This window comes from Paraburkholderia sacchari (assembly GCF_000785435.2).
Taxonomy (GTDB): domain Bacteria; phylum Pseudomonadota; class Gammaproteobacteria; order Burkholderiales; family Burkholderiaceae; genus Paraburkholderia; species Paraburkholderia sacchari.
Window position 1 is genome coordinate 970,823 of sequence record NZ_JTDB02000001.1, and the last position, 19,582, is coordinate 990,404.

The 19,582-nt window shown below is 63.9% G+C and carries 17 protein-coding genes; 10 read left to right on the forward strand and 7 right to left on the reverse strand.

The features are described 5' to 3' along the window. The first annotated feature begins 8 nt into the window (after window positions 1-8). Together NH14_RS04385 and NH14_RS04390 are read left to right on the forward strand one after the other, a co-directional pair. Complete coding sequence (locus NH14_RS04385; protein ID WP_152617038.1) at window positions 9-1,037, forward strand: hypothetical protein; 1,029 nt, start codon at window positions 9-11, stop codon at window positions 1,035-1,037. Window positions 1,038-1,077: 40 nt separating this feature from the next. Continuing rightward, window positions 1,078-1,878 (forward strand): class I SAM-dependent methyltransferase, encoded by an 801-nt coding sequence (locus tag NH14_RS04390; RefSeq protein WP_084225050.1) that lies wholly within the window; start codon window positions 1,078-1,080, stop codon window positions 1,876-1,878. Between the two features lie 25 nt (window positions 1,879-1,903). Here NH14_RS04390 and NH14_RS04395 read toward each other — a convergent pair whose 3' ends face one another. After that, a complete protein-coding gene (locus NH14_RS04395) occupies window positions 1,904-3,172 on the reverse strand; it encodes a pyridoxal-phosphate-dependent aminotransferase family protein (RefSeq protein ID WP_084225048.1) in 1,269 nt (422 codons plus the stop codon). A 277-nt stretch (window positions 3,173-3,449) separates the two neighbouring features. Here NH14_RS04395 and NH14_RS04400 point away from each other — a divergent pair, with 277 nt between their 5' ends. Then, window positions 3,450-6,224, forward strand: coding sequence for an enterotoxin A family protein (locus NH14_RS04400; protein WP_161790822.1), 2,775 nt, complete (start codon window positions 3,450-3,452; stop codon window positions 6,222-6,224). Between the two features lie 73 nt (window positions 6,225-6,297). Here NH14_RS04400 and NH14_RS04405 read toward each other — a convergent pair whose 3' ends face one another. The 4 genes from NH14_RS04405 to NH14_RS04420 all read right to left on the reverse strand — a co-directional run bounded on the left by NH14_RS04405 (window position 6,298) and on the right by NH14_RS04420 (window position 9,767). Then, window positions 6,298-7,092 (reverse strand): ABC transporter ATP-binding protein, encoded by a 795-nt coding sequence (locus tag NH14_RS04405; protein ID WP_035521236.1) that lies wholly within the window; start codon window positions 7,090-7,092, stop codon window positions 6,298-6,300. Window positions 7,093-7,095: 3 nt separating this feature from the next. After that, the gene (locus NH14_RS04410; RefSeq protein WP_035521234.1) at window positions 7,096-7,992 is read right to left on the reverse strand and encodes an ABC transporter permease; all 897 of its coding nucleotides are present in this window, start codon (window positions 7,990-7,992) and stop codon (window positions 7,096-7,098) included. A gap of 262 nt (window positions 7,993-8,254) precedes the next feature. Next, window positions 8,255-9,244, reverse strand: a complete 990-nt coding sequence (locus NH14_RS04415; protein WP_035521231.1) for an ABC transporter substrate-binding protein — start codon at window positions 9,242-9,244, stop codon at window positions 8,255-8,257. Between the two features lie 184 nt (window positions 9,245-9,428). Next, complete coding sequence (locus NH14_RS04420; RefSeq protein ID WP_152617037.1) at window positions 9,429-9,767, reverse strand: hypothetical protein; 339 nt, start codon at window positions 9,765-9,767, stop codon at window positions 9,429-9,431. Window positions 9,768-10,171: 404 nt separating this feature from the next. Between NH14_RS04420 and NH14_RS04425 the strand changes: the two genes are divergently transcribed. From NH14_RS04425 to NH14_RS04450, 6 genes are all read left to right on the forward strand, one after another. After that, entirely contained in the window at window positions 10,172-11,299 is a 1,128-nt protein-coding gene (locus NH14_RS04425; RefSeq protein ID WP_035521229.1) for a branched-chain amino acid ABC transporter substrate-binding protein, read from the forward strand. 176 nt (window positions 11,300-11,475) lie between these two features. Further along, complete coding sequence (livH, locus tag NH14_RS04430) at window positions 11,476-12,402, forward strand: high-affinity branched-chain amino acid ABC transporter permease LivH (RefSeq protein WP_035521227.1); 927 nt, start codon at window positions 11,476-11,478, stop codon at window positions 12,400-12,402. 10 nt (window positions 12,403-12,412) lie between these two features. Next, window positions 12,413-13,693: a high-affinity branched-chain amino acid ABC transporter permease LivM gene (locus NH14_RS04435; RefSeq protein ID WP_035521225.1), complete on the forward strand. Its 1,281-nt coding sequence runs from the start codon at window positions 12,413-12,415 to the stop codon at window positions 13,691-13,693. After that, window positions 13,690-14,460: a high-affinity branched-chain amino acid ABC transporter ATP-binding protein LivG gene (gene livG, locus NH14_RS04440; RefSeq protein WP_035521223.1), complete on the forward strand. Its 771-nt coding sequence runs from the start codon at window positions 13,690-13,692 to the stop codon at window positions 14,458-14,460. The genes NH14_RS04435 and livG overlap by 4 nt, the downstream gene beginning before the upstream one ends. Continuing rightward, window positions 14,460-15,161 carry an ABC transporter ATP-binding protein gene (locus NH14_RS04445; protein WP_035521221.1) on the forward strand — a complete coding sequence of 234 codons (702 nt, stop codon included), beginning with the start codon at window positions 14,460-14,462 and terminating at the stop codon, window positions 15,159-15,161. The genes livG and NH14_RS04445 overlap by 1 nt, the downstream gene beginning before the upstream one ends. Before the next feature lie 298 nt (window positions 15,162-15,459). Continuing rightward, on the forward strand, window positions 15,460-16,065 hold the full coding sequence (locus NH14_RS04450) for a DUF4337 domain-containing protein (RefSeq protein ID WP_035521219.1): 606 nt from the start codon (window positions 15,460-15,462) through the stop codon (window positions 16,063-16,065). Between the two features lie 61 nt (window positions 16,066-16,126). Here NH14_RS04450 and NH14_RS04455 read toward each other — a convergent pair whose 3' ends face one another. Both NH14_RS04455 and NH14_RS04460 read right to left on the reverse strand, forming a co-directional pair. Further along, complete coding sequence (locus NH14_RS04455) at window positions 16,127-16,624, reverse strand: hypothetical protein (RefSeq protein ID WP_237179509.1); 498 nt, start codon at window positions 16,622-16,624, stop codon at window positions 16,127-16,129. 194 nt (window positions 16,625-16,818) lie between these two features. Next, on the reverse strand, window positions 16,819-17,304 hold the full coding sequence (locus NH14_RS04460; RefSeq protein WP_035521217.1) for a DUF2501 domain-containing protein: 486 nt from the start codon (window positions 17,302-17,304) through the stop codon (window positions 16,819-16,821). A 708-nt stretch (window positions 17,305-18,012) separates the two neighbouring features. On the opposite strand from NH14_RS04460, the gene NH14_RS04465 reads away from it, so the two are divergent. Next, complete coding sequence (locus NH14_RS04465; RefSeq protein WP_052147734.1) at window positions 18,013-19,320, forward strand: DUF6566 family protein; 1,308 nt, start codon at window positions 18,013-18,015, stop codon at window positions 19,318-19,320. The last annotated feature ends 262 nt before the right edge of the window (window positions 19,321-19,582 follow it).

The following is a 19,582-nucleotide window of genomic DNA, read 5'->3' on the forward strand; positions in this document are numbered from 1 at the left end:
TGGCGTTCTTGCGCATCCGAGGCCGCTTGCCGGGCGCGAGTTCGCGCGCGCGTGCCGGTGTCGCTAACGTTGCGTGCGCAACGTTGATGGGCGTGTGCGCCGGGGTCCCCGCGCCGGGCGTGGTTGCCTCGGGCGCGTCGGGGGCTTCAAGCGGGCCGGCGGCAGTGCCCATCTCCACGCTGAGCGCCGAGCTCGCCAGCGCATTCGTCCCGGACATCGAGGTCGTGCGCCTGCCGCTCGCGCAGCTTGTCGGCGCATTGCCGCCGGGCCCGACGCTGCGGCTCTACGCCATCACGGACCAGCCCGGTCTCTATGTGATGCATGCACCGAGCCTCGCCGCGCAGGGCGCGATGTTCTCGCGCGTGGTCGCGCTGATCGAGCGGCGCGACATGCCGCACGACCGCGTGGTGTCGATGAGCGCCGTGGCCGCGAACGCGCGGCGCTTCGGCGAAGATCCCGCTGGGCTCACGGCGGGCAACAACTTCAGCGCAGCGCAGATCGCGCAGTTCTTCGAGGTGGCGCAGCGGCAGCGCGCGAGCCTGACCGAAGGCGAGCGCGCGTTGCAGGCACTGCTCACGCGATGGGGGCTGATCCACCGGGAAGCGGGAGCAACAGGAGAGGGCGGCACGACATGGCGCGCGGCGTCCTCGCGCGATTTTCTCGTGACGATTCCAGGCATGGGCAAGGGTCCGGCGGGCGAAGTGATCGACGCGCAAGTGCGCGCGGCGATTCTGAGCCACGAACTCGGGCATTGGCGCTTTTTCTCCGACCCCGCCTATGCCCACGCGTGCCGCACATTCTGGTGGCATCAACTGACGCACACCGAACGCGAGGCGCTGACCGGGGAACTGGCGGGCATGGGTTACGACCCGTCGGACCGCATCGTGATCGACGAAATGCAGGCCTATTTGCTGCACACACCCGCGCGCTTCATGCCACTTGCCGATCAGCCTGGCGCGGGCGGCGTGGACATCGCGCGCGTGAAGCGCGGGCTCGAACTAAGCGTGCGCAATGCTGGACGAAACGCGGGACAATAGCGCTTTCGCCTATTTTCGGCGCCACCGCCGTCACGCCAGCATGCAGAACGATTCCCAGGTCAACGACCCTTCCACACCCGGGGCTCACCCCGACTCGGCCCGCGACACGAGCGCAGCGCCCGGGCTTCCGGGCCGCGCGAACTATACTCAGTTCGCGCAGCGCTACGCGCAAATGGCCCCGGAAAAACCGCACAACGCCCTCTACGAGCGTCCGGCCACGGCCGCGTTGCTCGGTGACGTGGCGGGCCTTCGCGTGCTCGACGCGGGCTGCGGCCCCGGCATCGTCAGCGCCGAACTGGCGCGCGCGGGCGCGCGGGTGCACGCATTCGACGTGACGCCCGCGATGGTCGAGCTCGCGCAGTCGCATTGCGCGAGCCTGCCCGTGGAAGTGGCGCAAGGCGATCTGGGCCAGCCGCTCTCGTGGCTCGCCGACGCACAGTTCGACCGCATCGTCTGCTCGCTCGCACTCGACTATGTCGAGCACCTCGCGCCCACCTTCGCGGAATTCCGGCGCGTGGCGCGACCTGGCGCGCTGCTGGTGTTCTCGATGGCGCATCCGATGCGCGACTGGATCGACACGCGCACGCGTGGCGGCCGCTCGTACTTCGAGACCACGCGCTTCGGCTTGCATTGGGCGGGCTTCGGCGAGCCGAAGCCATATGTCGAGGCGTATCGGCGACCGCTTGCCGATATCGTCAATGCGCTGGGCGCGAGCGGCTGGGCGATCGAGCAACTGGTCGAGCCGCAGCCGCAGCCGGAAATGAAGGCGGTGGCGCCCCGGCTCCATGCGGAACTGGCGCTCGCACCCGCTTTTCTTTGCGTGCGGGCGCGCCGCGCGTAACGGATAGCGGCGCGCCTTGCCTGCTTTAGCGGCGCCCAGCCGCCGAAAGCGACTCTTCGAGCGCCGCCACGCCGGCAGGCAAATCGACATTCGCGCCCAGGTCGCACATCGTGCGGCCGAGCGCATGCACGGTGCGGAACAGATGGTGCTCGCGGCATTGCTCGCCCATCTGCCCGATGCGTACGATGGGGAGTCCGAACGATCCGGCGATCTCCACCTGATACTGCTGCGAGATATGGTTGCACACGTCACGCGGCGTGACGCCCGCGGGCAGCGCGATGCCGACCACGGAATTCAGGCGGCACGCCTCGGGCGTATAGAGTTGTAGACCGAGCGCCGTCACGCCGCTTTGCAGCGCGAGCGAGCAGCGCTGATGCCGCGCGAAGCGCTTTTCCAGCGTCTCCGTGCAGACGAGCCGCAGCGCTTCGTGCAGCGCGAGCACGCCCGAGACCGGCGCGGTGTAGTGATAGCCCGCGTTGTGCCAGAAATTTTCGGCGAGCATGGCATCGAGACACCAGTGCGTATTGGGCACGGTGCGCGTGCGCACGCGCTCCCAGGCAGCGTCGGAGAACGCGATCAGCGAAACGCCGGGAATCGACGAAAGTCCTTTCTGGCCGCCGGTGATGACCACGTCGATGCCCCATGCGTCCATCTCCAGCGGCATCGTGCTCAGCGTGCACACCGCGTCGACGACGACCAGCGCGCCCGAAGCCTTCGCGATGCGCACGATGTCCTGCAGCTGGCGGTTCCAGACCGTGTTGGAGGTCTCGCCGTGCACCACGGTGACGACCTCGGGGCGCGTGCGCTCGATGACCTGCGCGAGCGCGTCGAGCGAGACAATCTCGCGGTCGGCCACGTCGAGCGTCGTGACTTCGGCGCCCACGCGCCGCGCCATTTCCGCCATCCGGCCGCTGAAAAAGCCGTTCACGATGGAGAGCACGCGCGTGCCGGGCCACGCGAGATTCGACACAGCCATTTCCATGGCCGCGGAACCGGGGCCGGCCACGCCGAGCACCCAGTTAGAGCGCGTCTGGAACACGTAGCGCGCCATCGACTTCACCTGGTCGATCACGCGCGCCATGGTGTCGCCGAGGTGGTTGATGACGACCGAGTTGGCTTTGGCGACCGCGTCAGGAATGGGCACGGGCCCCGCGCCCATCATGAGGAGCGGTTCGTCGGGCAGGATGCTGGTGAGCGGATCGACGCCGGGGCAGGGGACCGGCAACGCCGCCGCGGTGGTGGCCGCCGCCCGTTGCTGTGCCGGGGAGTCGGTGGGGCGCGTGTTGTCGGTCATGTCGAGGTCCTTTGCAGTACTGGGAGGAAACAGGAAACGCGCGCACGAGCGCATCGGGGAAACAGACAGTGTCTTCCTTGACGGCGCATCAAACCATATACAGTTTCGCGGATTCTAGCTGAACAGTCGATGGCGCAGCGCGGATGAGCGTGTGCGGGATCGTATTTGAATACCACTTTTCGAGGCCGAGAAATGTTTTCATTGCCATGAGCTCATGAGCCATGGTGCTCTTGCGTGCTGGGTGTGCCGCATCCATTCAATCTCGAGAGGTACGAATATGGCGGTGTCCGCGACAGATAGTAGTTCGAATTATCAAAATCTTTACTCGAATCAGGAGGATCAACGCAATTCGGACGCTGGTTCATCGCCGAGCGCTCCGAAAGCGGGTGCGCAGGACGGCGAGACAGCCGGTCCGCCGGTTAACAGCAACCCGCGCCCAACTGAGAACGCAGGATCCGGCGGCATATCCGGTACGGAGAATGAGCCGGCAAGATCGGGCACGGCCGAGACTTCGAGAACCGACGATGCGCGTGATTCTCCCTCTGGGGCGCAGGCGCAAACGGGTGCCGACGCGAGTCCGGGCAGCGGTAGAGCGCCGCGTCAGACGGTGGAGCCGGAAACCGGAGCTTCGCCAACCTTCGATGCTTATCGCAATTCCGCATTCGAATACAACGGCGTGAGCGATCTGTCGCTTTCGCAGGCCGCGGGCCAGCCCGATAGCATGAAGGACAAGTGTGCGGGCCTGGTGTCGGTTGCGCTGGAAGATGTGGCGGGCAATAAGGCCCCCGATCTGATGACGGCAACGGACGGAATCGAAGCTCGACTCTCCAACCCGCAAACGCGGCAAGCGACCATCGATCATGTCAATGCCGCGCAAGAACGGAATCGCTACGCCTTCAATGCGGATTTGCCGGGCTATGAAGCGCGTCCCGGCGAGGACGACTTGACTGACGGCCATGATCTCGTCGACGAAATGCGCAGCCAGTTTTCGACACGTCACACTTCATCGGACGCGCGCGGCAGCGAAGAGTACACCTTCGCTGAGGTCACCCTGGAACTCGCTCATTCCGGCGGAGAGGACCATGCGATAACGGTGCAGCGCCTCCATCCGTCGGCCAACTACGAGAACGACGAATACCAGCTTTACGATCCCAACTATGGCGCCTTCAGGTACCGGTCGTTCGATCAGCTTGGAGGCGCGCTCACGTCCATGTTCAATACGGGGTACCCTGATCTTGGCGGTGTGGTGAGCGCCCGGACCAGCTACTTCGCCGACACCAGGACGTATCGGCCCTATGACGATACATTGCTCGACGGTCCGTCGCCGTTGTCCGGCAATTCATCGCTGGCGGCGGTGGCGGGCGGACCCGCGGATCATTGGCAGGTGCCCCCGAACCCCGAGTTGCCGCCGCCGCCCAGCTTCAACCCTCCCCCCGGGCCTTCGGGGTTGCAAGGCCATCATGACGAATTGAAGCGCGACGCCGGCAACCCGGATCCACAGGCGTCTTCCGTGTTCTATCGTCCATCGACGTTGTCCCCGGAGGATGTCAAGAAGAACCAAGGCTTCTTCGCGACCGATACCTCCCTTCGCAATGTCAATCTCGACGCTCACGACGCCGAGGTCTCGGCCAAATCCGGGGTGGTTGACGGCTCGGGTTATCTCGGCGCGTTCTCCGATTTGGATATGGCTCAGCGCAAGCTTGTCGCTATGGGTTCGCAAAACGGGTACGTCTACGATCTTGCAGCATCTCCGAACATGGTCGACGTGGCGGGCAGTCTGGGCAAGGGCAACGCACGGGCGCCGGCCAATGGTGAAGTGGCGGCGATGGGCGGTCTCGACTGGACGCAGGTGCGCGGCTGGCGCCAGATGAACAACGGCCAACTGGGCGAATATCATGCCAATCCGGATTATCGTTGGGACGTCTACGATTCGATGCGCACGGCTGGTGCCCATCCCGAGCTTGCGCGCTTCTCGCCCGAGAACCCCGCATGGAAGGACGACGCGCACAAGGCGTTTGCCAAGCCCGTTCAGGAGGGTGGGAAGACGCTCTATGTCCCGAACGAGGATCCTGCAGTGACACAGTCGAGGTTTTTCGCAAACGCTCGCGCGAAAGTCGGCGAGGCGGCTTCGAATCAGGCTTCCGGCATGGACTATCGGGGGCCGCTCACGATCCACCCGGTGTGGAACAACGATGCCGGCGCGGGTCCGATTCGCCTCGAGGCAACCACGTCGCAAGGCGTGACGTGGCCCTATGTCGATAGTTACATCGGGCCGAACACCGATGACCAGATGACCTTCGGCGACGATGGACGTATCCATAGGTATAACGACTACAACACGGCGTTGCAAATTGATTCGTCTGGCAATGCGTATTGGGGGGCTGCGCCAACCGATCCGAACAACACGAATGGCATGTTCATGTATTCGGATAGTCGCGGGCTGCAGCATGTCGAAGACGGTAAATGGCTTACCGAGGGCAAGTCGGCCTATGTGCCTTACGTATCGCACTCTGGAGAGAGCGGCCTGGCCGAAACACAATCGTGGCAACTGTACGATCCGCGCGGGAAGCGGGTCGAACCGCCCATGCCACGCGCGGAGTTCAAGGACGGCACCGCTGGCAGCGGTGCACAGCTATATCAGTTCTATCGCGATGCCGACTCGGCCTTGCCTCCCGGCGCGACGCGGTTCGTGACCCGCGTGCCAGGGAGCGGCGGGTTCCAGGAGCAGAAATTCCTGAGCGTGGACGAGCAAATCAAGCCTGGCGACGTAGTCGCGACACAAAACTGGCTGGCGAAACATAATGCGGCCTTGCTGTTCAAGGACGGCTTCTATGCGGTGGCGGACGGCGACAATGCGCTCGAGGTGCGCAACCTGGGCGGCACCCCGGTGTGGAGGGCAGAGGTCGACGGGGCTGGACAGGTGAAGTTCCATCGGTTTTGGAACAGTCTGTCGTCAAACTATCTGATGCCTGCGCGCCCTTGGGACCAGGTCGTGGAAAGCGAGAAGCGCAACACCAGTCTGTACGCCCGCGCGGGGAAGACGTTCATGTGAAAAACGCGGGGCGGCGTGCAGCGGCGGGACACCGCCGCCACGCCGCGAACGACAGCAGCGTTCATCGAGCCGTTCAACCCAGCAGTAGCGCGTCGTCGTCGAGTTTCTCGTGGCGCGTCTGTTCGAACATGCGCAGCAGGTCCGGCACGTCGAGCCCCCGGCGCTCGTCGCCGGACACGTCCAGCACAACTTGCCCCTGGTGCAGCATCACGGTGCGCTGGCCGTAGTCGAGTGCCTGGCGCATGCTGTGCGTGACCATCATGGTCGTGAGCTTCGCTTCCTCGACGATGCGCGCGGTCAACTCCAGTACGAACGCGGCCGTCTTCGGGTCGAGTGCGGCCGTATGCTCGTCGAGCAGCAGAATGCGCGAGGGCTGAAGCGAGGCCATCAGGAGGCTCACCGCCTGGCGCTGGCCGCCCGAGAGCAGGCCGATGCGGTCGGTCAGGCGATTTTCAAGGCCGAGGTTCAGGAGGCGCAGCTTGTCGCGGAACAGTTCGCGGTCCTGCTTTTTAAGCGCGGGGCCGAAGCCGCGGCGCTTGCCGCGCGCCATCGCGAGCGCCATGTTTTCTTCGATCGTGAGCGCCTCGCAGGTGCCCGCCATCGGGTCCTGAAACACGCGCGCGACGAGATGCGCGCGGTCCCACGCCTGCTTTTTCGTGACGTCCTGGCCGTCGATGGTGATCTTGCCGCCATCGACCATCTGGTCGCCGCTGATGGCGTTCAGGAAGGTGGACTTGCCCGCGCCGTTCGAGCCGATCACGGCCACGAATTCGCCCGTGGGGATTTCGAGCGTGAGCCCGCGCAGCGCGCGCGTTTCGATCGGCGTGCCGGGGTTGAAGGTGAGTCTGAGGTCTTGTGCGCTGAGCATCGCTTAGGCCCTCCCGTTCTTGCGGGCAAAAAGTTTCTTGCGCGTGGCCGGCAGCACGAGCGCGATCGTCACGAGCACGGCGGTGACGAGATTCAGGTCCTGCGCCTTCAAGCCGATGAAGTCGCTATTGAGCGCGAGCGCAATGAAGAAGCGATAGAGAATCGCGCCGAGCACGGCCGCGAGCGTCGTGAGCACGAGGCGTCGCGCGGGCAGAATGCTTTCGCCGATGATGACCGCCGCGAGCCCTATCACGATAGTGCCGATGCCCATCGAGATGTCCGAACCGCCTTGGGTCTGCGCGAACAGCGAACCCGCGAGCGCCACTAGCGCATTGGAGAGCGCCATGCCCGCGAGCGTCGCGCGGCCCGTGGCGATGCCCTGGGCGCGCGCCATGCGCGGGTTCGCCCCGGTCGCGCGTAGCGCGAGGCCGTACTGCGAGGAGAAGAACCAGTCCACGCCGAACTTGGCCGCGAGCACCACGAAGAACAGCGCGAGCGGACGCAGCACGTAATCGGGCAGCCACGCGGGCTGAATCCTGGTGAAAACGGTGGCTTCGGAAATGAGCGGGACGTTGGGCGCGCCCATCACGCGCAGGTTGATCGAATACAGCGCGATCATCATGAGAATGCTCGCGAGCAAATCCATGATCTTCAGGCGCACGTTGAGCCAGCCGGTGATGAAGCCCGCAATCGCACCCGCGATCATCGCGCCGACGGTGGCGAGAAACGGATCGTGGCCGCTCGCGATCAGCGTTGCCGCAACGGCGCCGCCAAGCGGGAAGCTACCGTCGACGGTGAGATCGGGGAAGTTGAGGATGCGAAACGAGATCAGCACCCCGAGGGCGACGAGGCTGAAGATCAGGCCGATCTCGAGCGCGCCCAGTAGTGAGTAGAGGGACATGGGGAAATCCTGTTGCGGTCTGCGGCGCGCGAATGGTGGTTGCTGCGCCCGATCGGTCGCCGCCGTCGCGCGGCCCGGGTGAGGCGGCGCGCCGGCGGGCGCGGAGGCCCGTTCCGGGCTGGTAGTTTTTTACGGCTCGACTGCGGTGTTGCGTGCTGCTTGAGTATTGCCTGCACTTTGTTTCCGCGCCGTTTCCAATCGGCAACACGCCGCACACGGGGGCGGGCGCGTTGCCTGACGCGGTGGCGCGGGCTGCCTCAAGTTACTTCACGACCGTGGTGGCGTCCTTGAGCAAATCGTCGGAGAGCTTCACGCCTTGCTTCTGTGCGGCGGCCGGGTTCACGTACAGCTGCAGCTTGTTGCTGGTTTCCGATGCGATCGCGCCGGCTTTTTCGCCCTTCAGGATGCGCACGACCACCTTGCCGGTCTGATGGCCGAGGTCGCTGTAGTCGATGCCGAGCGCTGCGACGGCGCCGCGCTTCACGCTGTCCGTATCGGCGGCAACGAGCGGAATCTTCGCGTCGTTGGCCACCTTCACGAGCGCCTCGTAGGCCGAGACGACGTTGTTGTCGGTGTTCGTGTAGATCACGTCGACTTTACCGATCAGGCTCTTCGCCGCCGGGCCGATGTCCACGGTGCGCGGCGCGGCCGCTTCCTTGAGCGTCAGACCTTGCTGCGCGAGCAGGGACTTGAGCTGTTTCACCACCACGACCGAGTTGGCTTCGCCGGGGTTGTAGACCATGCCCACGTTCTTCGCATTCGGCACCACGCGCTTGATGAGCGCGATTTGCTTGTCGAGCGGGAGCTTGTCGGACACGCCGGTCACGTTGGTGCCGCTGGGAGCCCATGTCTTCACGAGCTGTGCAGCGACCGGATCGGTCACGCCCGAGTAGACCACAGGCACCGTCTTCGTTGCGGCAACAACGGCCTGTGCCGAAGGCGTGGCGATCGCGACGATCGCGCTCGGGTTGTCGCCCACGAACTTGCGGGCGATCTGCGCGGCCGTGCCGGTGTTGCCCTGCGCGCTCTGGTATTCCCACTTGAGGTTCTTGGCGGCATCGTAGCCGGCGGCCTTCAGTTCGTCGCGCACGCCGTCGCGGATCGCGTCGAGGGCGGGGTGCTCGACGATCGACAGCACTTCCACCGTAGCGGTTTCGGCAGCGTGGGCCGCGCCGGTGGCGAACGTGATCGCGGCAGCGCCGGCGATCAGCGTAACGGTGGCGGCCTTGGCGGCTTGCGTGAAGCTTTTCATTGTTTGTGATCTCCCCCGAATGCTCGGTTCTTTGAATTCAGCACGGGTGTGTGCGGCGAGGCAGCGAGCATACCACCGCCCGGCGCGTGTCCGGAACGTGCGCGAGGCCGATGGTGCCCGGATGCGACGGTGCCGTGGCGGCGCGTGGTAAACCGTGCCGGCGATTTTCAGGAAATATCGTGGATTACCGGAAGTTTTCCCGAATTCCGATTGGAAATAATGTTTCGGCGCGTACTGGGGTTATGGTTTTGATATTTTTTGAAGTGCGCAATTTCCATTGAAATGGAAATGTAATTTTATGAAGTAAAATCAATGGGTTGCGTTGATTCGTATTTAGGGTTTTTACTAATCCAGTGGGGTGGTGGATGGGGTGATCGAGTAATTTATTAAAATGATGTTCGATACAAATAAATATAATAGATGAGGTGCCGCAGCGATTTTTTTGAGAAAGCCGGAATTTCTGATTGGAAATCCGTTTCTCCGCACCGCCGTCAGACGGGCCTGCAGCGGCCCTCAGCCCCATCGATCTCCCCAGCCCGCTGACATTTCAAGGCTTTTCCGCCCACCGTGGGTAGTTTTCATCAATTGACTGACGTCAATATAGTCATCGATATCCGAAAAAACCCTCGGTTGCGGAATGGTCAGGTTTATTGATAGCATCCGCGGGTCGCTGATTTTGGCCGGATCACCTTCCAGGTTTGAAATGCAGCGAACGGGGCAGGCGGATCGCTTGCGCAATAGGGGCCGTACCCACGGTTCCTCCGAACTGAAGCCGCTACCAGGCGGCCGAAACATGCCGGGCCCCGTTGCGTCTTTGTTTTTCTGGCCCGTCCTTGTTGTCCTCCTGGCTACATTCTCGGGGTGCTGTTCGTTTGCGCAGGTCATGCCGCTTGCCCGGTTGACCCGAAAACAATCGAGGAGCTCCTGATGACGCCGCTGTTCAGCTTTAACCGCCTTTCCTCCCTTTCCGTGGCCGCCGCGCTGCTCGCCTTTGGCGCTGCCGCGAACGCCGAAACCGTGAAGATCGCCATTGCCGGCCCGTTCAGCGGCCCGGTCGCCCAGTACGGCGACATGGTCAAGGCAGGCGCCCTGACCGCAATCGAGCAGATCAACGCCGCTGGCGGCGCGAACGGCAACAAGCTCGAAGCCGTCATGATGGACGACGCATGCGAGCCGAAGCAGGCCGTCGCCGTCGCGAACAAGATCGTTTCGCAGCACATCCACTATGTGATCGGCCACGTGTGCTCGGGCTCGACGATTCCCGCTTCGGACATCTACGAGAACGAAGGCGTGGTGATGGTCACGCCGTCGGCAACCGCGCCGCAGCTCACCGAAGGCAAGAAGCGCCAGTACATCTTCCGCACGATCGGCCGCGACGACCAGCAAGGTCCCGCCGCCGCCGCGTACATCATCAACAACGTCAAGCCGAAGAAGGTCGCGATCCTGCACGACAAGCAGTCGTACGGCCAGGGCATCGCCACCTCGGTCAAGTCCGCGCTCGACAAGGCGCACATCCAGGTGGTCGTGTTCGAAGGCATCAACGCAGGCGATTCGGACTACTCGGCAGTCGTCACCAAGCTTAAGTCGCAGGGCGTGGACTTCGTCTACTTCGGCGGCTACCACCCGGAAATGGGCCTCCTGATGCGCCAGTCGCGTGAGCAGGGCGTGAAGGCCACGTTCATGGGACCGGAAGGCGTGGGCAACAAGGACGTGACGGCCATCGCCGGCCCCGCTTCGGAAGGCATGCTCGTGACGCTGCCGGCCGACTTCGCTTCGGACCCGGCCAACGCCAAGCTTGTGAAGGCGTTCGCCGACGCCAAGCGCGACGCGAACGGCCCGTTCCAGATGCCGGCTTACGCCGCGGTCGAAGTGATCGCCGACGGCATCGCGGGCGCGAAGAGCACCGACCCGACCAAGGTTGCGGCCTGGATGCACAAGAACGCCATGAATACGCCGATCGGCAAGGTGGAATACGACGCTCAGGGCGACCTGAAGTCGTTCCGCTTCGTCGTCTACACCTGGCACAAGGACGCCACCAAGACCGCCGCGAACTGATCCCGGCGCTGCGCTCCGGGCGCGGCGTGAACGTCCCGCTTGCCGCTTCGGCGGGCGGGCGTTCTTGCAGCGCCTGGTTAGCGTAACGAACTATAAAACTCGGGTCGACACCGCTTTAGAGGTCTTTAACCGGCTTCAATCGGCTTCAATCGGCCTTACGGCCGCGGGGCTTACGCATGAATGATTTTCTTCCGCAGTTCACCCAGCAGCTCGTCAACGGGCTCACGCTGGGCGCTATCTATGCGCTGATCGCCATCGGCTACACGATGGTCTACGGCATCATCGGCATGATCAACTTCGCTCACGGCGAGATCTATATGATCGGCGCCTATGTGGGCCTCGTCACGCTTACGGCGATCGGCACCTCGGCGGGCTATCCGCTGCCGCTCGTGCTGGGCGCGGCGCTCATTGTCGCGGTGCTCGTGACCGGGCTCTACGGTTTCGCGGTCGAGCGCGTGGCGTATCGGCCGCTGCGCGGCGGACCGCGGCTCGTGCCGCTGATTTCCGCTATCGGCATGTCGATCTTTCTGCAGAACTACGTGCAGATCGGGCAGGGCGCGCGCGACGTGTCCGTGCCGCAGCTGATTTCCGGCGCGCTCGACTTCAATATGGGCGGCAACTTTGAAGTGACGATCCCGTACGCGCGCATGCTGATCGTGGGCGTGACGGTCGTGCTGATGATCGCGCTCACGCTCTTCATCTCTCGCTCGCGCATGGGCCGCGCCTGCCGCGCGTGCGCCGAGGACATGAAGATGGCCAACCTGCTCGGCATCGACACGAACCGCGTGATCTCGTTCACGTTCGTGCTCGGCGCGATGCTGGCGGCCGTGGGCGGCGTGCTGATCGGTCTCACGATCGGCAAGCTCAATCCGTATATCGGCTTCATTGCGGGCATCAAGGCATTCACCGCCGCCGTGCTCGGCGGCATCGGCAGCATTCCGGGCGCCATGCTCGGCGGCGTGCTGCTCGGCCTCGCCGAAACGTTCGCATCGGCCTACATGCCGTCCGAGTACAAGGACGTCGTGGCGTTCGGCCTGCTCGTGCTCGTGCTGCTGTTCCGTCCCACCGGCCTGCTCGGCAAGCCGGACGTCGAAAAGGTGTGAGGTCATTGCCATGAGTCAGACTGTTTCGGTTCGCGTGGCCGCCAAAGACACACAAGGCCCGTCGTCGTCGCAGACCGTGAAGGGCGCGCTCGCCGCGGCCGTCGCGACGATCATCCTCACCGCCCCCATCCTGGGCCTGCAACTCACGCTCGACGGCTACAAGGTGGTGCTGCAGCAGCACTGGCGTCCCGTGTGGATCGCGGCCGCCATGGTGTTCGTGTTCCAGCTCGTGAAGCCAATGTTTGCGCGCGCAACGAGTTATGTACGCTTGCCCAAAGCGCCCGCACTCGGCGCGCGCCAGCAGCGCGCAGCCATCTGGGTGCTGCTCGCGTTCGGCGCAGTGTTCCCGTTCATGGGCTCGCGCGGCGCGGTGGACGTGGCCACGCTCGCGCTCATCTACGTGATTCTGGGCCTGGGCCTCAATATCGTGGTGGGCTTCGCGGGCCTGCTCGATCTCGGTTATGTGGGCTTTTACGCGGTGGGCGGCTATACCTATGCGCTGCTCAACCAGTATTTCGGCTTCACGTTCTGGGAATGCCTGCCGCTCGCGGCGCTTGCCTCGGCAACGTTCGGCTTCCTGCTCGGTTTTCCGGTGCTGCGCCTGCGCGGCGATTATCTTGCGATCGTGACGCTCGGATTCGGCGAGATCATCCGCCTGCTGCTCAATAACCTCACGAGCATCACCGGCGGCCCGGACGGCATCTCCGGCATCGCCAAGCCCACCGTGTTCGGCTTCGAACTCGCGCGCCACGCGAGCGTGGAAGGCGCGAAGACGTTCAACGACCTGATCGGCGTCGAGTACAGCGGCATGCACATGGTGATCTTCCTGTACCTGCTCGGGCTGGTGCTGGTGGCGTTCACGCTGTTCGTCACGAGCCGCCTGCTGCGCATGCCGATGGGGCGCGCGTGGGAAGCGCTGCGCGAAGACGAAATCGCGTGCCGCTCGCTCGGCCTCAATCCCACCCGCATCAAGCTTTCGGCGTTCACGCTGGGTGCGTCGTTCGCGGGCCTCGCGGGTGCGTTCTTCGCGGCGCGCCAGGGGCTCGTCACGCCCGAGTCGTTCACCTTCATCGAGTCGGCGCTGATTCTCGCCGTGGTAGTACTGGGCGGCATGGGCTCGCAGCTGGGCGTGGTGCTCGCGGCGGTGCTGCTCACGGTGCTGCCCGAAGTCGCGCGCGGCTTTGCCGAATATCGCATGCTGATTTTCGGTCTGGTGATGGTGCTGATGATGATGTGGCGTCCGCAGGGCCTGTTGCCCGCAAGCCGTCCGCATGTGGAGTTGCCGCAATGAGCGCACAAGCGTTGTTGAAAGTAGCGGGCCTGCAGATGCGCTTCGGCGGTCTGCTGGCCGTGGACGGCATCGACTTCGATGTGCGTCCGAATGAAGTGTTCGCGATCATCGGGCCGAACGGCGCGGGCAAGACCACGGTGTTCAACTGCGTGGGCGGCTTCTACAAGCCGACCGCGGGCGACATCGTGCTCGACGGTCACGCCATCACGGGCCAGCCGAGCCATCAGGTCGCGCGCCGCGGCCTCGTGCGCACGTTCCAGAACATTCGTCTGTTCAAGCAGCTCACGGTGCTGGAAAACCTCATGGTCGCGCAGCACCTGAAGGTGAACCGCAACATGCTGAGCGGCCTGTTCGCGACGCCAGCGTACCGCCGCGCCGAACGCGCGGCGCTCGAGCGCGCCGCGTACTGGCTCGATCGCGTGGGCCTGAAGCAGGTGGCCAACCGCGAGGCGGGCACGCTTTCGTATGGTCATCAGCGCCGCCTCGAAATCGCGCGCTGCATGATCACCGATCCGCGTCTGCTGATGCTCGACGAACCTGCTGCGGGCCTCAATCCGCAGGAGAAGATCGAGCTTCAACAGATGGTGGACGGCTTGCGCAACGAGTTCGGAATCTCGGTACTCCTGATCGAGCACGACATGAGTCTCGTGATGGGCGTGTCGGACCGCATCCTCGTGATGGAGCATGGCAAGCCGATCATGATCGGCTTGCCCGACGAAGTGCGCAACGACCCGCGCGTGATCAAGGCCTATCTCGGAGAGGACTGATGCTGAAGCTGGAAAAGGTCCATACGCACTATGGCGCGGTGGAAGCGCTGGCGGGCGTGTCGATCGAAGTGAAAAAAGGCGAGATCGTCACGCTGATCGGCAGCAACGGCGCCGGCAAGACCACGCTCATGATGACGGTGTGCGGCACGCCGCGCGCCTCGTCGGGGCGCGTGACGTTCGAAGGGCAGGACATTACGCGCAAGTCCACGCATGAAATCATGCGCATGGGCATGGCGATCTCGCCCGAAGGGCGCCGCGTGTTTCCGAGCCTCACGGTGCTCGAAAACCTGCAGATGGGCGGCTTCTTCGCCTCGCCGCAGGAGATCGAGGCGGGCATCGAGCACGTGTTCAAGCTGTTTCCGCGTCTGAATCAGCGTGCGAAGCAGCGTGCCGGCACGATGTCGGGCGGCGAGCAGCAGATGCTCGCGATCGGCCGCGCGCTGATGAGCAAGCCGCGCCTGCTGCTGCTCGACGAGCCCACGCTCGGCCTCGCGCCGCTCGTGATCGCGCAGATCTTCGACATCATCCGCGCGATTCGCGAGGAGGGCGTGACGGTGTTCCTCGTCGAGCAGAACGCCAACAAGGCGCTGCACGTGGCCGATCGCGGCTATGTGCTCGAAACGGGACGCGTAGTGCTTGCCGACAGCGCCGAGAACCTGCTCGCGAATGACAACATCAAGCGCGCCTATTTGGGCGGCTGAGTGGGCGGCTGAGCGCCTGCGTGTTTAATTAGCGCTGCTTCTGCTAATCGGGCATTCCGGCCCGCGCAATTACCGCACTTGTGCGGCGGCTGCGCGGGCCGTTTTCATTCCAGCCTTCGCTGAAAACTTTCAATTCAGTTTCGATTTGCTGCGATTTTCTTTCTGGTTACGACATGCGTAACGAACGCTGGACAAGCGGGCTGCGCTCACGATAATTGAGCGTCCCGCGCGCGCGGCGGCAGGCGGCACAGACCATGCGCGATGTGCGGGTATTCGAGTCAAACCAGGGAGTGGTTGGATGTCTGAAGACTATGAAGTGCACGGCCCACACGATCACGCGGTCGAGCATGCGGCTGCGGGCCACGGTGGCCATGGCGATGGCGCGCGCGATCCGTTTCCGGGGCGCATGGCGGTCGTGACCGCGATTCTCGCATCGATTGGCGCGATCCTCGCTTACCAGAGCGGCAACAGCGAAAACCTCGCGCTCTACTATAAGAACGAGGCGGCCATTCGCAAAACCGAGGCGGCGAATCAATGGGCCTGGTATCAGGCCAAGGGCGAGAAGCAGCACCTCGCCGAACTTGGCGCTGCGCTGGCGGCGCTCACGCCGGGCTCGACCGAGGCGCAGCGTCGCTTCACTGCCGAAGCCGATCGCTATAGCAAGGAGAAGGAGCCGATTCGCGCGCAGGCAGAGTCGCTGGAAAAGCAGGTGGCGCAAGACGACGCTCACGCGGAGGAACTGCTGCATGGGCACCATCGCTGGGCGCAGGCGACCACGCTGATCCAGATTTCCATCGCGCTCACGGCGATTACGCTGCTCACGCGGAGCAAGTGGCTGATGTGGGCTTCGCTGGGCGTGGGCGCGACGGGGGTGGTGCTGGGCGCGCTGGCGTTCTTCGCGTAGCGCGGGTCCGATTTGGAGTGGGCGTTGGCACGGCCGTTCATGTGCGCCGCTTGACTACTGCTTACCCTCCGCAGACGATGGCCGTGAGCAGCAACGGCACAACCGACTGCACGATGGCGTCGCTATTGGCCTCGTGCACGCGCGTGCGGACCGATTCCGCAGGTGCGGAAACCACCACACCGTAGAGCGGCGCATTGAGCTCCTTGCCCGCACCGCGATGAAAGAGGGTGTCGTCGTGCGCGTAGCCGAGCACGACGTAAATGGGAAAGCCGAACGCGCTCAGGCGGTTGCCGTGCACGGGGCGAAAGGCGTTGACCGAATTCGCTTCCACCCGGCTTGGTTTCGGGTCGATGGATTTTTCTTCAATCAGTGTTGAAATAAACTCATGCGGGTTCGACTTGCAGTCGAACTGCTGGTCGCGCGCCTGGTCGTGTGCCGAGCCCTGCGATGGTGCCCATTGCGCCTTCGCGGCGCGCGGCATGGCAAGGGCGGCAAGCCCCGCGCACAGCGCACAAAGCACGATGAACAAGGGCATGACGGTGATTTGGCGCGCTTTCATGAGTGACGGGAAAAATCACTGGTGTTTCTTGATCACATTCGACACCCTATTCGACACCCAAACGCCATCGGTGTTCAAGTGGCGCGGCATGTAAATTGCGCAGTTTTGCGCCGCGCCGCACATTCAAGCCAGATATTGGTGCGCGAGATGGCGGCCTTGGTTGCCTCGCGCGTATGGCCGTCTTGCAACCGCCGTTAAAGCATCGATTTCGCTTGGGCAAGGATTGTGTCGCAAACTTTCTTCTTGGCGGCTTCCTGGAGGCCGGCGCTCGAAAGGTCGAGCTGCTGGCCGTTGCCGGTCTGGAGGATGCCGTTGGCGCCCTGCTTGTAGCCGGGGTCCGTGCTCGATGCGCCGCCGGGCAGCTTGCCGAGCAGCGAGTTCTGCACGTTGCTGGCGGTGTCGGCATTGAGGAAGTTGTTCTGCACGCAGTACTGGATCAGACCCGTGACGTTGCCGAGGCCGCCCGAGGTGAGCGAAGAACCGGAGAGCGCACCGCCGAGGTTGCCGAGGCTTCCCAGGCTGCCGGCCGCGCCGGTGGCCGAAGTCGAGCCGCTGCCGGCTGCCTGGTTGAGCAAGTTGCCGAGCTGCGCCTGCGCGGCATTCCACGGCGCGAGCAGAGCGGCGGCGACACCTGCCGCGGCGACCAGTGCGCGCGCACTGCGCAATGCGGAAGTATGCATACACGAATCTCCTGGATAACTGGCGATTTAATGACTGAAGCCTACGTACTATAAACGCAATTGCCGGGTGGATTTTGCTGAGTGGCTGCGGCATGGAAGGCGGTTTTCGCGGGCGTGTTCATGTCCATTGCTACGGATGCGCATGCGCGGGGCATTAAATGCAGGGTGTGGACGTCAATAGCGCGGGATTTCATTCCCATGTCATTTGTTGCGGGCACAACTGAGTTTCAGTAACAGACGAATTGTGAAGAGTCGATGAAAGAGGACGGGTGCCGCGAAGCATAAGGCGGGAAGATGAAGGACTTGGCGAACGACTTCGAGAAAGCTTTGCGAAAGGGTGCAAAAAACCCTTGCTGCAAGGGTTTTTTCGCGGTCGTGAAGCGGCTCGAAAGCGCATTTGCAAGTGTGAACGGGCATAAATCGGGCCACAAAAAGCGTTACTTTGTTTCTAACCGTAACACTTATTACGGCCCTCCTCATCGGCTGGTCTCAGGTGGTATGCTTCCTGCACAAATTCTCCCTTGCACGAGTGAGACCACGTTCCTTGCGTCATTTCCGTGAACATACGCACTGTCAATGTGCGGCCGGGGGTGCCAATGAACCTGTCATATAAACATATGGTGCAACCGAGCACGCCAACGCGGGCAGCAAGATCCGCGAGCGAAGGCTCCGTCACTGCAGCCCCGGTCCGGCTGCGTGGAGAACAGCATGAATTTCGAAGAACTGAGCGACGACGAGTGGGTGCTGGTGTCCTCGCTCGTATCCGATGAACCACCCATACGCCTGAACCGCCGCGGACGCCCGCGCGCGGAGCCACGTGTCGTGGCCAATGCCGTGCTGTGGATCTTGACGACCGGAGAGTCCTGGTCGCGTCTGCCCGCGCGCTATCCGTCCGGCCCAACCTGCCGGCGCCGTTTCGAGGAATGGCACACGAGCGGCACGCTCAACGAGCTGGTCAAACTGCTCGTCGAGCGCGGCCGCAGCTTCGTCTATGTGCCTGAGCCTGTGCAGGCCCAGGCGCCGGCGAACCACGCGCAGGCTACGCAGTCCGTGGCCGCGGTGGCGTCTGGGGTGTCGGTGGCCGAAGAAGTCGTCGAGGACGACGGCTTGCCCGCGGTTTACTGGAAGAGCCCCGAGGCATGGCAGGCGCCCGCGTCGGTGGCCGCGTTGGTGGCAGATACGCCGCTGGCCGACCCCATCGAGAGCATGACCCGGCAACTCGTGAGCCAGGACGACGAGGGCCGCGCGCCGCCCGCTGCGCATCAGATGCATCGAGCGCATCGAGCGCATCAAGCGCATCAAGGGCACAAGCAGGTCCCGCATCGTTCGCAGCCGACGCACTCGGGCTCCGTGCCGCGTCCGGCCGATGCGAGCGTGAGCACGTCCGTTGCCAGTCGCACGGTCGTGCCTGCCGCCGAGCCCCTGGAGCCCGCAGGCGGCACGCCGTGGACGAGCGCCACGCCGCCGGCTGTGCAGGTCGTGGAATGGCGCGGCTGTGAGATCCATCTGAGCGTGGAGCTCGCGCGCAACGACATGTATCGCGCGGCGGTGGAAATTCTCAAGGACGGCAAGCGTCTCGAGCGTTCGGGTCTGATCGGGCCGCCGTTCGAAGATTGCGAGGCGGCGCGCCACTACGCGTTCGACTGGGCATGCCAATGGATCGAGCGCGAAGTGCCTGCGTCCGTGGGTGCCACCGCGGTTGACCCCGCAGTTGCCCCGTCTACTGGCGGCGTCAGCGCGTCCGCGAATGGTGCTGCTGTCGCCGTGCCGCCGAACCACGCAACGCATCACGCGAGCAGCAGCGTGGTTACGCGCGCCATGCCCGCGGTCGCGACCAATGTGGTGAGCAAGATGTCGTCCAATGCGGCGAACAACGTGCGCATCGCGGCGATGCAGCGTTATGCATCGAGCCCAGCGCTGCGCAACGGTGGCGAGGCGCGCGACAAGTCCTCTGGAAATAGTGCGGGCGCTGAAAGCCGTCAGCATTTCTCGCGTTATAGAACGCATCTGGGCTAGGAGCAGGGCCGGCGCTCGCCGGCGCCTGCTTCCACTCGCATACCCCGTCATTGCCGATTCCACCGCTGCTTTTGCAGCGGTTTTCACGTTCGTTGCGCGCGCATTCATCGCCGCTTTATCCGCGTTCGGCATGACCATCTTTTGCTCGTACTCTTGCTTGCACGAACGGCCGTAGCGGCTGAATCTTCGATCTCGCCGCCACGGCTGCCGGTGCTGTCTCCGTCCACATGGCTCATCGGTTTTCTGCTTGTCCAGCGGGGCG

Bases quoted from the DNA above. Each gene is read 5' to 3' on its own strand.
- NH14_RS04390 (WP_084225050.1), top strand. From the start codon at position 1,078: ATGCAGAACGATTCCCAGGTCAACGACCCTTCCACACCCGGGGCTCAC.
- NH14_RS04395 (WP_084225048.1), bottom strand. From the start codon at position 3,172: ATGACCGACAACACGCGCCCCACCGACTCCCCGGCACAGCAACGGGCG.
- NH14_RS04400 (WP_161790822.1), top strand. From the start codon at position 3,450: ATGGCGGTGTCCGCGACAGATAGTAGTTCGAATTATCAAAATCTTTAC.
- NH14_RS04405 (WP_035521236.1), bottom strand. From the start codon at position 7,092: ATGCTCAGCGCACAAGACCTCAGACTCACCTTCAACCCCGGCACGCCG.
- NH14_RS04410 (WP_035521234.1), bottom strand. From the start codon at position 7,992: ATGTCCCTCTACTCACTACTGGGCGCGCTCGAGATCGGCCTGATCTTC.
- NH14_RS04415 (WP_035521231.1), bottom strand. From the start codon at position 9,244: ATGAAAAGCTTCACGCAAGCCGCCAAGGCCGCCACCGTTACGCTGATC.
- NH14_RS04420 (WP_152617037.1), bottom strand. From the start codon at position 9,767: ATGGGGCTGAGGGCCGCTGCAGGCCCGTCTGACGGCGGTGCGGAGAAA.
- NH14_RS04425 (WP_035521229.1), top strand. From the start codon at position 10,172: ATGACGCCGCTGTTCAGCTTTAACCGCCTTTCCTCCCTTTCCGTGGCC.
- livH (WP_035521227.1), top strand. From the start codon at position 11,476: ATGAATGATTTTCTTCCGCAGTTCACCCAGCAGCTCGTCAACGGGCTC.
- NH14_RS04435 (WP_035521225.1), top strand. From the start codon at position 12,413: ATGAGTCAGACTGTTTCGGTTCGCGTGGCCGCCAAAGACACACAAGGC.
- livG (WP_035521223.1), top strand. From the start codon at position 13,690: ATGAGCGCACAAGCGTTGTTGAAAGTAGCGGGCCTGCAGATGCGCTTC.
- NH14_RS04445 (WP_035521221.1), top strand. From the start codon at position 14,460: ATGCTGAAGCTGGAAAAGGTCCATACGCACTATGGCGCGGTGGAAGCG.
- NH14_RS04450 (WP_035521219.1), top strand. From the start codon at position 15,460: ATGTCTGAAGACTATGAAGTGCACGGCCCACACGATCACGCGGTCGAG.
- NH14_RS04455 (WP_237179509.1), bottom strand. From the start codon at position 16,624: ATGAAAGCGCGCCAAATCACCGTCATGCCCTTGTTCATCGTGCTTTGT.
- NH14_RS04460 (WP_035521217.1), bottom strand. From the start codon at position 17,304: ATGCATACTTCCGCATTGCGCAGTGCGCGCGCACTGGTCGCCGCGGCA.
- NH14_RS04465 (WP_052147734.1), top strand. From the start codon at position 18,013: ATGAATTTCGAAGAACTGAGCGACGACGAGTGGGTGCTGGTGTCCTCG.